We start from the raw sequence: 12,339 nt of genomic DNA, 5'->3' as shown, positions 1-12,339 counted from the left end.
TGTCCTGCCGCGACTCAAACGGCCCTGTGGACCAACCTGTGCACCAATTGTGGACGGTGTGGGGTACACCTGCGGGTGCCTGTGCAGCACTTGTGGACAGAATCGGCGGTTTCAGCGCCATCGACTGACAATCACCAGGTCAGAGGGTGTGCACGAATTCCACAGAGACGAGTTTGTCGACGCCACGGCGTGTCGCTTGATTCTCGATACCGGGCGTGTTGCGCGGCAACACAACCACCTCGCGTTTACGACCACGTGAACAGTATGTGAGAGCGGGTTGACCAGACCTTTGTGTGGCCAATGCCACGACCGGCACGGTGCCCACGTGACGAAACCCGCCGTCGCGACGTGCTCGCTGTGGTGCAATGAACGCCGTGTCCACGATTCGCAGGTTCGGCTGGCTGTCGCGCGCGGTCGCCGTCGTCGCTGCCGCTGCCGCTGCCGCGGTGGCTGTCGGCGGACCCGCACTGACCGCGGCACCCGCGCACGCCGCGCCACCACTGCCCGCCGAGTTCAACCTGAGTCTCTACACGCCGGTCAATCCCGGGCCGTTCCAGTCGCTGGCCTACAGCGACAACGGACGGACGTTCTTCACCACCGGCCGGTGGAACTGCCAGATCGGGCCGAAGATGCGCTACGTCGGCTGTCAGGGCGCGCCCGCGACCGCTCCCGCACCGACCCCCGATGCCAAGACGCTCGGTGCCGCGATCACCGCCGACCAACAGGGACCGTGGTGGGTACGCACCGGCTTCCTGTACACCCCGAGCTACAAGTTCGGTCCGAACAGCGGGTTCCGCCCGCCGCTGCTGCGGGTGGGACAGAGCCTCACCGCAGCCGGCGTCACCTGTACCGTGCCACGCGCCGACGAGGTGGCCTGCCGAACCGGTGGTCGCGCACTGATTTTCACCCCCGGATGGCACAAGTTCTACTGGCCGGCGTGGGATACCAAGGGCCACAGTGGTAATCCGGCGCCGCAGTATCTGCCGCCTCGGTTGCGTGGATCGAATCAGTTGCCGTAGACAGTTGCGGTCTCGCGGTAAGGCGTTGGGCGGTTTCGTCTTTCGGCTTACGTGATCTCGATACACCGCTCGCAAGCTCGACAGGCGGACGGGGCGTTCCCGCGTCAGCGTGCGGAGGACTCGGTCTCGGGCTACTCAACCAGCGGAGGTACCGGTGGGGATTCGACCCGCCGGGGTGATCGCAGATACGCCACAGCCCGCCACACACTTTCGCGTGTGACGGGCTGTGATCAGGTGTGCGTCGAACCGATCAGCCGGTGACGACGGCCAGCTGCACGCTGGCGGTGACGTCGGGGTGCAGGTTCACCACGATCGGGTAGGTGCCGGTGGCCTTGATGTGGGCCTTCGGCAGTTCCACGTTGCGCTTGTCGACGGCCGGGCCGCCGGCGGTGCGGATGGCACCGGCCACGTCGGCGGCGGTGACCGAACCGAACAGCTTGCCCGAGTCGTGGGTCTTCACGGTCAGCGAGACGTCGGTCAGGTTCTCCAGAGCCTGCTTGATCTCGTTGGCGTGCTCGAGGCCGCGGACCTCGCGGGCGGCCTGGACACGACGGATGTCGGCAACCTGCTTCTCGGCGCCACGGGTGGCCTTGATGGCCAGGCCGCGGGGCAGCAGGTAGTTACGGCCGTAACCGTCCTTGACCTCGACGGAATCGCCGGCCTCGCCGAGATTCTCCACAGCAGCAGTCAGGATGAGCTTCATGTTGTGTTCTCTCCCTTCGGCTTATCGGCTGGTCGAGGTGAAGGGCAGCAGAGCCACTTCACGCGAGTTCTTCACGGCCACCGCGACGTCACGCTGGTGCTGGACGCAGTTTCCGGTCACGCGACGCGAACGGATCTTGCCGCGGTCGGACAGGAAGCGACGCAGCAGCGCGGTGTCCTTGTAGTCGATGTTGTTGGTGTTCTTGTCCTTGCAGAAGGAGCACGCCTTGGTCTTGGTGACCTTTTCGACGCGCACCTTCCGGGCGCCTTTTGCTTTAGCCATGTGTAAGTGATGCTCCAGTCAAAAAATTTCAGAAAGGTGGTTCGTCGTCCGCTGCACTGCCGCCGCCGAACGAGGACCCGCTCGCGGGGGCACTGCCCCACGGATCCTCGGGCGCCGACGATCCCGATCCGCCGCCACGGCTTGCGCCGCCACCGGAGGAACCGAAACCACCGCCGGACGATCCACCGCGTGAGGCCCGATTGACCCGTGCGGTGGCGAACTTCAGTGAGGGACCGATCTCCTCGACATCGAGTTCCACAACCGTGCGCTTCTCGCCTTCGCGGGTCTCATACGACCGCTGCTTCAGACGTCCCTGCACGATGACCCGGGTGCCCTTGGTCAGGCTTTCGGTGACATTCTCCGCGGCATCGCGCCAGATGCTGCAACGCAGGAACAGCGCTTCGCCGTCCTTCCACTCGTTGCTCTGACGGTCGAAGGTCCGCGGAGTGGAGGCCACCGTGAAACTGGCCACCGCTGCTCCCGCGGGCGTGAATCGCAATTCCGGATCCGCGGTCAGATTGCCTACAACGGTGATGACGGTGTCGCCTGCCATGTGTCTCCCCTTGGTCGTGGTTGGGCACTCGTTGATCGATATGCACCGGACTCTTATCGTCGCGATCGGCTCGCGACTGCCTTCAGGTGTTCACCCTAGGGTCCGGCACCGACTAACTCGGCACATCGGAAAGAAGTCTGTGGACTACTTCCGGAGAACCTTGGTGCGCAGCGCCGATTCGTTCAGCTTCAGCTGACGATCGAGCTCGCTCACGGTCTGCGGTTCGGCGTTGAGGTCGATGACCGCGTAGATGCCCTCGCTGTGCTTGGCGATCTCGTAGGCAAGACGACGCTTGCCCCAGATGTCGACGTTGTCGACCTTGCCGCCGTCCTTGCGGACCACGTTCAGGAACGTGTCCAGAGACGGAGCAACGGTGCGCTCGTCGAGACTCGGGTCGAGGATGACCATCAATTCGTAATGACGCATGTGACCACATCACCTCCTATGGGCTCATCGGCCGCGGACTGTCCACGGCAGGAGGGTCGCCTGCGTCGGCAACCCCTCCAAGATACACGCATCACCCCTGACCAGCGAAATCGTCATCCACACCGCACCGCGAACAGGCTCGCCGGTTCATTGCGGACCGTGGCTGACCTCGATCGGGGGCACCGTAAGCCCGGCACGCAACCACCCGAGTCCCTGGGAGACATCCATGCATCTCGCCGCAACCCGCATCATCACCGACGACGTCGAGGGCCTCGTCGCGTTCTACGAGAAGGTCACCGGAGTCGCCGCGAATCGTCTGCATCCATTGTTCGCCGAGTTCGTGACGTCGGGCGGAACCCTCGCGATCGCGTCGTCGTCGACGGCACCACTCCTCGGCGAGAACGTCGTCGAGGCCGGCGTCAATCGTTCGGTGATGCTCGACTTCCACGTCGACGACGTCGACGCCCTCTACCCGACATTGACGCAGGTCGTCGACCATTTCGTGAACGAGCCGACGACCATGCCGTGGGGTAATCGTTCGCTGCTGTTCCGCGACCCCGACGGTAATCTGGTCAACTTCTTCACCCCCGTCGCCACGCCCGCGGCGCCTGCGCAGTGACGGCTCCGTGACGCCCCGGTGGGCGATGGTGACGCCGATCACCGTTGCCGACCGTGGCTCGGGACGCCGCGCCGCGTCCCCTACCCTGTAGCCCATGTCCGACCGCCTGAGCACGACGTTCCGCTACGGGCGCGTCACGTTGTCTCGTCGCGGGGATCTGGCATTGATCCTGACGGTGTCACTGCTGACCACTCTGCTGCTGATGTTCTGGAGCTACAAAGTCAAGGCCGCGTGCGGTGGTCCGCCGTTCTTCCCGGACGGCCGCAGTCACCGCTGGCCCGTCGGCGACCCCGACGCCGTGGTCCCCTGTTACTCGGACCTGATGTACCTGTGGATCGGGCGTGACATCAACAACCACGTCTTCCCCTATATCCACGGCGGCATCGGCGCCGATGGACAACTTTTCGGCGGGGCCGTCGAATACCCGGTGCTCTCCGGCCTGTTCATGTGGCTCGGCGCCATCGGCGCACACACCGACCTCGAGTTCTTCCGACACTCGGTGGTGCTGATCGCCCCCTTCGGACTGCTCATCACGGCGATGCTCGCGGTGCTGACCCGCTGGAATGTGTTGTGGTGGGCGCTCACTCCGCCCCTGGTGCTCTACGCCTTCCACAATTGGGAACTGCCCGTGGTGGCAACCGCAGTGGGTGCGGTGGCCGTGATGGCATGGGGCGCGAGCATCCATCCGGTCACCGGACGACGACGAATGACGCTGCGCACCAGCGCGATTCTCGCCGCAGTGGTCCTCGCCGTCGGATTCTGCCTGAAGCTCTATCCCGGGTTCTTCGTGCTACCGCTCGCGCTGTATGTGCTGACGCGCGGCGGATTCACGCGCTCCGACGACCCCGATGGCTCCGGCCGATCCGACGAGGACGCGTCGACGCCAACGCGTGGACCGCTGGACTGGGTCGGGGCGGCCTGGGTGGCCGCCGCCGCCGCGATCACCGTCATCCTCATCCAGTTGCCGTTCATGCTGCTCGGTTACGAGGGCTGGCGCGCCGCCACCACCTTCCAGGGCAAACGTCGCGCCGACCTCGACACCAATTCCATCTGGTACTGGGGACTGCGCCACCTGACCGGCGGCCAGACCGACACCTACAACTCGCTGGTCGGTGTGCTCTCACCGATCCTGATCCTGAGTTCCTTTGTGGTGGCGGTCTATTTGGGGTGGCGGCTGCGCCACCGGACCGGGGTGTACCCGTGGATCGGTGTCAGTGCCGCGATGCTCGCCGGTTTCATGGTGTTCCACAAGGTGCACTCGCCGCAGTACACGCTGTGGATTCTCCCCTTCTTCGTGCTCCTGCGGGTCCGGTGGCCGGTCATCGTGCTGTATCTGATCGCCGACTTCATCCTCGACACCACCATCTTCCGGCTCTTCGGCATCTACGTGTCGGGTGAGCCGATGAAGTGGTGGGTGATGGCCGGCGTCAACGTCGGGGTGTGGGTGCATGCCGTCCTGCTGGTGTATCTCATCTGGGCGTTCGTTCATGCCGGTATGCGTGAACCGCTCGCCTCGATCGGTCGCCGCCGGGTTCCGGCGCCGTACGATCCACCCGAACCCGACGACGTCGGACCCGGCGACCACATCCGGGAAGACGCATGAGAGTGGTTGTATGAGTGGCTGGTTGGGCACCGACGCGCTCGTCGGCGATCGGGTGACGTTGCGTCCCTTCACCGTCGACGACGCCCCCGCACTGGCACGGGTGGTGGGTGACCCGGGCCGATTCCGCTGGTCACCGGGCATCCCCACCGGCGTCGACGCCGCCCGCGAGTGGATCACCGCCGCGGACGCCAACCCGGAACGTCGCGTCGCCTACGCCGTCATCGACAACTCCGACGGCACGCTCGTCGGATCCACCAGCTTCTACGACATCGACTCCCCCAACCTGGCCTGCGCCATCGGGTACACCTTCTACAGCGAACGAGTGCAGGGAACCGCCGTGAACCCGACCGCCAAGTACCTGCTGATGTCGCACGCCTTCGAGCGCTGCGGGGCCGTGCGACTGGTGTGGCACACCCACGAGAACAACACCCAGTCCCGGGCGGCGATCACCAAACTCGGTGCGACATTCGAGGGGTTGCTGCGCAAGCATCGGCGCTTCGGCGACGGATGGCGCACCACCGCTCAGTACGCGATGATCGACGACGATTGGCCGGCGGCGAAAGAGGCTTTGCGCGCGCGACTTTGACGTTGTGCGCAGTCAGACGCCGGCGACATTCCACACGCAGGGAGTGGTTCCCGGTCGCAAGGTGATCAGGAACTCGCGAGTGGTCGTCGTCGGTTCACCGACGTAGTCGGAGATCGCCACCGTCATCGTCAGATCCAGCGGCACCTCCGTGTCGGTTCGGCGTGCGGTGTCGATGGTCGCCTCCGGCGTGCCCACCGGCTTCGTCGTCAGGTTGGGTGAGTTCGTGATGGCGTTCTCGGTGTCGGTGATGTTCGCCTGGAGCTGACCGCGCGCCGGCGACCCCTCGCACGTACGGGTCAGCGCGGCCCGCGGCTGAGACACATCACCGCCGGTGACCGTCGCGACGTCGACCGCAAACGTCCGGGCGAAGGCGACGTAGTCGGCATCGGACGGGCCGGCGTCACCCTGATCGCGGTGTGTCACCACCACCCAGACCGACCCCACGACGACGAGCACGACGGCCGCCCCGAGCGTCAGGCCGACGACGAATCCCAGTCGGCGTCGACGCGGCGACCCCGCCTGCGTGAAACCCGACTGCGTGGAGCCCTCGTGCGACGACCGCACTCCGGTTTGTTTCGCGGTCATGGCCACATTCTGCGCGACTCATGTGGTCCACACGTGCGGATCGGCGACGACACGCTGGACCGAACCTCGTCAGTAGTCGGGGTAGCACTGATCGCGATACCGTGCGGGCCCCTCGTCGTCGCCGCGCGGATACGGCGGGGCACCCACATCGCCGTGCAGGGACGTCGAGATCTTGCGGCCGAGTCGCGAGAAGTCCTGCGCCACCGGCGACATCGGATAGAGAGTCGCGAACATGCCGAGCCAGTGGAAGATTCGACGCAGTTCCGCGGAGTTGAGAGGTCCCGGAACCCAGCCGTCGCGAGGCCAGGAGTCGCGTTCGAAGTTCTGCCACGGGTGGTCCCATCCGGTCGGTGGTGCGGTCGACACCAGACCGCGCACGATGACGTCGTTGCGGTCCGCGTCGGTTTCGTCGCGCCATCGACCGACGAGTGCGCAGTAGTCGGCGTACTCCTGTGGGGTCCAGGTGGTTGCGTGGAGGTCGTGCCATCCCGCACGTTTCAGGGCACGGGCGATCGGCGCCTCGAGCGGCTGACTCGGATGCGTCACCTCACCGGCACCCGCGAAGTAGAGGTACCAGGTGAATCCCGCGGGCCCGAAGCGGTCAATCTTGTTGCCGCCCTGGGATGGTCGCAGCATCTCGTACGCGGCGGCCGGATCCTCGCGGCCGCAGATCGCCGCGGTCTGCAGCAGTGCACCCAATCGTTGCCGGTCGACGCTGACGGCCGTGATGCGCTTCTTGGTGTCAGTGGTCTTGCGCCCGACGCAGAACGCGATGGTGTTCCACAGCAACGCGATGGCGTCGTCGGGGGAGTTCACCGCGGCGGCACCGAGGCGAAACAGGTCCTCTCGGCCGACCCAGTCGCCACAGATGACGTCGGGGAAGTTGCGTTCGACGAGTTCGGCTGTCCACCAATGTCGGTCGATGTAGACCTTGTCGGCGAGAAGCTGCGCGGTGCGATCGGCCTCGGCGAGCCATGCGGTGAGGTCGGCGGGAACGGGAAGGGTTGTATGCGTCATGGTGGGTTGGACGCAGAAGCAGGCTCCACGGTTCCATCGAATCTCAGTGGGTGTGGAGCGAGTGCGTCGGGGCCTCGTCGTGGTCGGCGGCGTCGTCGTCTGCGGCGTCAGCGGAAACGGTTGACGCGCACCAGTTGTCCACCGTGCTGCACCAGGTGATCCTCGAGCGCCGAGGCGAGGGTCGGAAGGTCGGGTCCGAAGTCGAGCAGACACAACCGCTTTCCCTCGGTCGACGACGATCCCGGTGCACCGACCTCGATATGAAGCATGCCGTTGCGGAGCAATTCGAACCTCGAGGACCCGATCACCTCGGCGGGAATGAGGTGATCGCGTCCGTTCATGTCCACCCACTGAACGCCCTCGGTACTCAGGACGATGCGGGCATCGGACCTCCAGGCCCGGTAGGCGGCCACGGCACCGGCGACCGCGCCACCGCCGGCGACGAGGCTACCGGCGAGGGCAATGGTCCGATCACTCGCGTCAACGGCCAGACACCAGACGGCCACAACCATCAGCGTGCAGAAGGCGACGTAGAACCCGCGCTCGACGATGGGCCAGTTGTTGCGTCGAAAACTCGTCGCGCGCACAGGGACGGTGCGAAAAAGGTGATGTCCCCGACCCATTCGGGCCACGATGGCCAGTACGAAGATTCCCAACGCGAGTCCGAAGAGCAGGAATCCGAACGCATGTGCCACGGTCGCCGTCGGGATGAACGCGACCGCAACCGACAGCGACACCAGGATCACGGCACCGACAGCGAACGCCACGACACCGGCGTACGCCACCGCGGGCCGCACCCCCGTCATGCGGCCGGTCGCCCCGGCATCGTCCATGTCTGTGTTGTACCCGATCGCCGTCGGCGTCGGGAAAGCGCCGTCAGTGACATACAGCGCTGTCAACGTGGGAGAGAGAGCTGTCAACGTCGGTGCGGGTCGGTGTCTGGCGCCGGGCCCCACGATGGTCCACCGCTTCCGGTCATCGCGGGCAGTTCAGCGTCGGCGTCGTCGTCGTGCCGGGGCCGGGTGAACACACGATGATCCGGCGCGCCGTCGAGGACGCCGCCGGCCGGGTCATCGAGGTCGTTGCCCTCGTTGTCGCGACGCATCAGGTCGTTCTCCGGGCGGTAGATCTGCCAGAGGACGATGGCGCACAGGGCGATCACGAACAGTGCCCGGATGATGATGATCGTGGTGAACCATTCCTGCGGCAACCACTTTCGCGACGGGTCGATGAACAGCGACATCCGCGGAATCCAGACGAGTGCGTCGACGGTCATCCATGCCAGCAGCAGCCGGGTGTGCGGGATGGCCAGCACCGCAAGGGGAACCAGCCACAGCGAGTACTGCGGACTCCACACCTTGTTGACGAGGAGGAAGCCCGCCACGATCAGGAACAACAGCTGCGCGACCCGCGGGCGGGTCGGCGCGGTCAGCGCCACCACCGCGATACCGATGATGACCACGATCATCAACCCCAACGAGACGACGTTGAGGACATCGACATTCCAGCGCACCCCGACCGCCTTGGCCGCCAGCCGCAGCAGCGTGTCGGAGTCGGCATTGCGGTCGGAGTTGAGCCGGAAGAATTCGTACCAGCCCTGCGGATACCGCAGGAGGATCGGCAGATTGACCGCCAGCCACGCGGCCAGCGCAGCCAGCGCGGCGGCACCGAAGTCGCGGAGCTTCCCGGTGCGCAGGCACAGCACGAACAACACCACCAGGGCGAGCACCGGATAGAACTTGGCCGCGGCCCCCAGACCGATGAATAGGCCTGCCAGCCACGGTTTCCGGCGCGCCCAGCAGAGGATCGCGACGGCGAGGAACGCGGTGGCGATGGCGTCGAAGTTGGTGAAGGCGTGCACGATCACCAGCGGTGAGACGGCGGCGACCCAGGCCGCCCAGATGCGCGCTCGTGCGGTCAACGCGGTCGCCCAGATCGTCACCAGCCAGAACAGCGCCAACCCCAGTGCGGCCAGGTCGAAGTACAGCACCGCGGGCAGGGCTCCGGGAATCCCCCAGCTGTCCATGGCCTGCGACCACCGCAGCGCGATGCGGGAGACGCCGTACATGTACATCCCGGTGAGCACCGGGTACTCCATGTACCGGGTGGTCTCGACGCCGTTCTCCGGTTCGGTCCACGACGTGCGGTACGGGAAAGTCGTGACGTCGTCGAGCTGCTCGGCCGGAAAGAGCTGCAGCACATCGGAGTAGCAGAGGTCGGTGAACAGCCGCTGATCGTCGTGGTCGAGGGTGAACGTCGCCGCGCCGGGCGCCGGGTTCACCACCTGCTTCTGCTGCAGGCAGCCGGCCTTGCCGAACCAGCCCAACGCGAGCGTGCACAGGGCGAGCAGGAACAGCACGCGGATGGGCGTCCAGTTGCGGCTGCGCCCCACCGCGGCGTGCACGCCGAGCGGTCCGCCGACCACTCGGGACGCCTCGGCGACGACGGGATCCTGATGGCTCGGGATCAGCCGCCTGGTGTCGACCCGGAGGTCCTCGGCGAGCGGTGCCGGACTCTCGTCCGGGCCGCCGTCGGCGTCATCGGGCCGGCGCGAATCCGCGTCAGCCGCCGGACTCAGGGACCGCTCCTCCGTTGTCGAAGTCACCGCCGCCGCCGGTACCGCCCGTATCTCCGCCGCCGGTCTCACCACCGTTTCCGGTGCCACCACCATTGCCGGTACCGCCACCGTTACCGGTGCCACCACCATTGCCGGTGCCGCCACCGCCGTTGTTGGTGCCACCGCCACCGCCGGGTACCGGGATGGTGATGCCGGGTGCAACCGTCAGATTGCCGTCCTGACCGGCGCCGGGAAGGCGCGGGATCGACGGCTGCTGCGCACGCGTCGTCGGATACTCGGTGTTGTACGTCGTCGGCGGCGGCTCATAGGGGACACCCGCCTGACCACCGACGGCGGCCGGCTCCGGGAACTGTTCGATGGGGTCGCCGGAGAGGGCGTTGTCCATCGTCTTCTTCCAGATCTGCGCGGGCAGACCGCTGCCGTACACCGACGCGCCGCCGTAGTTCACCAGCGCGGTGCCGCGGTCGGTACCGACCCACACCGCGGTGGACAGCTGCGGGGTGTAGCCGACCATCCAGGCGTCCTTGTTCTGGCCGGTGTCGCCGAGCTGCGCGGTACCGGTCTTGGCCGCCGACGGACGCGAGCCGAGCTCGTCGTCGTAGAGCGAGTTGCCGTTGGAGTAGGCCGCGATCGGTTCGAGTGCCGCGGTCACGTTGTCGGCGACCTTGGCCGGGAACACCCGCTTTCCGGCATCGGGCTGACGCTCGTAGAGCACCTCACCGCTGGAGGTCTCGACCTTCTGCACGAAGTGCGGCGCGCGGTAGATGCCCGACGCGGCCAGGGTGGCGTACGCCGAGGCCATGTCGATGACACGCGACGGATACTGCCCGAGCACCACACCACCCTCGACGCTGCCGTTGGCCTCCTGCAGGGTCTTGGCCGTGTCGCCGAAGGATTCGGCCACACCGGCGGCGTGCGCGGCGTCTGCGACGTCCTGCGCCTTGTGATCGAGATCCATCATCAGGCGGTAGTAGACGGTGTTCAGCGACATCTTCATCGCGGTCGCGAGGTTGCACGATCCGCAGCTCTCACCGTCGGAGTTCTCGACGGTGATGTCGGTGTTCGGGATCGAATACGGGGCACTCGAGTACACCTTGGACAGCGGAACACCCTGTTCGAGAGCCGCGACCAGTGCGAACACCTTGAACGACGATCCGGTCTGCAGACCGGCCTGCGCGTAGTCCCAGCCCTGGGCGTCGTCGCCGCCGTAGTAGCCCAGGACCCCGCCGGTCTTCGGGTCGATCGACACCACGGCACTGCGGATCTGTTTGGGCTCGCCGTTGAGGACGCCGTTCTCACACGGGTAGATCGCGTTCGCCCGGCACGCCGCCTGCACGGCGGCGTTCTGCACCTGCGGGTCGATCGTCGTGGTGATCTTGAGTCCTTCGGTACTCACCTGCTGCTCGGAGATCCCGAGGTCGGCGAGTTCGGCGAGCACCTGGCGTTTGATCAGGCCGTTGGGTCCGGTGGTCTCGCCGGTGGCCGTCGGCGGCGCGGGCACCTTCGGATACACCATCGCGGCACGGTCGGCCTGGGTCAGCGCACCGGTCTGCACCATCCCGTCGAGGACGTAGTTCCAGCGGCCCACCGCCGCGTCCTCGTTCACCGCCGGGTCGTAGTACGAGGGTGAGCGGATCGCCGCGGCCAGCACGGCCGATTCGGCGGGGGTGAGGTTCTTGACGTCCTTGCGGAAGTAGGCCTGTGATGCCGCGGCCACACCGTAGGCACCGCGACCGAAGTAGATGGTGTTGAGGTAGGCGGCCATGATGTCGTCCTTGGACCACTCGCTCGACATCTTGGTGGCGATCACCAGCTCACGCAGCTTGCGTTCGTAACTGTGTTCGTCACCGACCAGCGCGTTCTTGACGTACTGCTGGGTGATGGTCGATCCGCCGCCGGCGAGATCGTTGTCGGTGACGCGACCCCACACGGCGCGGGAGAGGCCCCGGACGGAGAAGCCGTCGTTGGTGCGGAACTCGCGGTCCTCGGCGGCGATCACCGCTTCTTGCAGGGACTTCGGGATGTCGTTGATGCCGACATCGGTGCGGTTGCCCTCCGGCGGCACGATCCTGGCGATCTCTTTGCCCTTGGCGTTGACGATGGTCGCCACCTGGTTCTGCTTGATGTCACCGGGGCTGGGCACTGTCGCCGTCGCGTAGGCGATGAGGAAGCCGATCACGGCGACCAGGGCGATCGTCGGCACGATCAGGCCGATCGCGCCGACCACCCAGGCGACGATCCGCTGACGGGAGCGGGTCGTGTCGCCCGTCTTGTCGGGGCGGGTGCGTCGCGACGTCGTCGTCTCGCGTGACTCGCTCATCGCAGGTCCTCCCACTGAACCGCGTCCATCATCGGCTCGACGTTCCTC

13 protein-coding genes are annotated in these 12,339 nt (G+C 66.3%); 4 read left to right on the top strand and 9 right to left on the bottom strand.

Translation table 11 applies throughout. The features are described from left to right. The first annotated feature begins 365 nt into the window (after positions 1–365). Positions 366–1,019, top strand: coding sequence for a hypothetical protein (locus tag ABLE92_RS22155; RefSeq protein ID WP_348806959.1), 654 nt, complete (start codon positions 366–368; stop codon positions 1,017–1,019). Between the two features lie 250 nt (positions 1,020–1,269). On the opposite strand, the gene rplI is transcribed toward ABLE92_RS22155, so the two are convergent. From rplI to rpsF, 4 genes are all read right to left on the bottom strand, one after another. After that, the gene (rplI, locus tag ABLE92_RS22150; RefSeq protein ID WP_348806958.1) at positions 1,270–1,722 is read right to left on the bottom strand and encodes a 50S ribosomal protein L9; all 453 of its coding nucleotides are present in this window, start codon (positions 1,720–1,722) and stop codon (positions 1,270–1,272) included. 21 nt (positions 1,723–1,743) lie between these two features. After that, complete coding sequence (gene rpsR, locus ABLE92_RS22145) at positions 1,744–2,004, bottom strand: 30S ribosomal protein S18 (RefSeq protein WP_348806957.1); 261 nt, start codon at positions 2,002–2,004, stop codon at positions 1,744–1,746. Between the two features lie 28 nt (positions 2,005–2,032). Continuing rightward, complete coding sequence (locus tag ABLE92_RS22140; protein WP_348806956.1) at positions 2,033–2,557, bottom strand: single-stranded DNA-binding protein; 525 nt, start codon at positions 2,555–2,557, stop codon at positions 2,033–2,035. Positions 2,558–2,701: 144 nt separating this feature from the next. Further along, on the bottom strand, positions 2,702–2,983 hold the full coding sequence (rpsF, locus tag ABLE92_RS22135) for a 30S ribosomal protein S6 (protein WP_348806955.1): 282 nt from the start codon (positions 2,981–2,983) through the stop codon (positions 2,702–2,704). Between the two features lie 226 nt (positions 2,984–3,209). Between rpsF and ABLE92_RS22130 the strand changes: the two genes are divergently transcribed. From ABLE92_RS22130 to ABLE92_RS22120, 3 genes are all read left to right on the top strand, one after another. Beyond that, entirely contained in the window at positions 3,210–3,602 is a 393-nt protein-coding gene (locus ABLE92_RS22130; RefSeq protein ID WP_348806954.1) for a VOC family protein, read from the top strand. A 94-nt stretch (positions 3,603–3,696) separates the two neighbouring features. Beyond that, complete coding sequence (locus ABLE92_RS22125; protein ID WP_348806953.1) at positions 3,697–5,205, top strand: hypothetical protein; 1,509 nt, start codon at positions 3,697–3,699, stop codon at positions 5,203–5,205. A 10-nt stretch (positions 5,206–5,215) separates the two neighbouring features. Next, complete coding sequence (locus ABLE92_RS22120) at positions 5,216–5,791, top strand: GNAT family N-acetyltransferase (RefSeq protein ID WP_348806952.1); 576 nt, start codon at positions 5,216–5,218, stop codon at positions 5,789–5,791. A 12-nt stretch (positions 5,792–5,803) separates the two neighbouring features. On the opposite strand, the gene ABLE92_RS22115 is transcribed toward ABLE92_RS22120, so the two are convergent. The 5 genes from ABLE92_RS22115 to ABLE92_RS22095 all read right to left on the bottom strand — a co-directional run bounded on the left by ABLE92_RS22115 (position 5,804) and on the right by ABLE92_RS22095 (position 12,291). Then, positions 5,804–6,376 carry a hypothetical protein gene (locus ABLE92_RS22115; RefSeq protein ID WP_348806951.1) on the bottom strand — a complete coding sequence of 191 codons (573 nt, stop codon included), beginning with the start codon at positions 6,374–6,376 and terminating at the stop codon, positions 5,804–5,806. Between the two features lie 69 nt (positions 6,377–6,445). Continuing rightward, positions 6,446–7,393, bottom strand: a complete 948-nt coding sequence (locus tag ABLE92_RS22110; RefSeq protein ID WP_348806950.1) for an 8-oxoguanine DNA glycosylase OGG fold protein — start codon at positions 7,391–7,393, stop codon at positions 6,446–6,448. A gap of 107 nt (positions 7,394–7,500) precedes the next feature. Then, positions 7,501–8,226, bottom strand: coding sequence for a hypothetical protein (locus ABLE92_RS22105; RefSeq protein WP_348806949.1), 726 nt, complete (start codon positions 8,224–8,226; stop codon positions 7,501–7,503). An 83-nt stretch (positions 8,227–8,309) separates the two neighbouring features. Beyond that, entirely contained in the window at positions 8,310–10,064 is a 1,755-nt protein-coding gene (locus ABLE92_RS22100; protein WP_348806971.1) for a glycosyltransferase family 87 protein, read from the bottom strand. Next, complete coding sequence (locus tag ABLE92_RS22095) at positions 9,955–12,291, bottom strand: transglycosylase domain-containing protein (protein WP_348806948.1); 2,337 nt, start codon at positions 12,289–12,291, stop codon at positions 9,955–9,957. The genes ABLE92_RS22100 and ABLE92_RS22095 overlap by 110 nt, the downstream gene beginning before the upstream one ends. Positions 12,292–12,339: the final 48 nt, after the last annotated feature.

This window comes from Gordonia oleivorans, assembly GCF_040044975.1.
Lineage (GTDB): Bacteria > Actinomycetota > Actinomycetes > Mycobacteriales > Mycobacteriaceae > Gordonia > Gordonia oleivorans.
The sequence above is the reverse complement of the archived record's forward strand: the minus strand, read 5'-3'. Positions and strand labels throughout refer to the sequence as shown.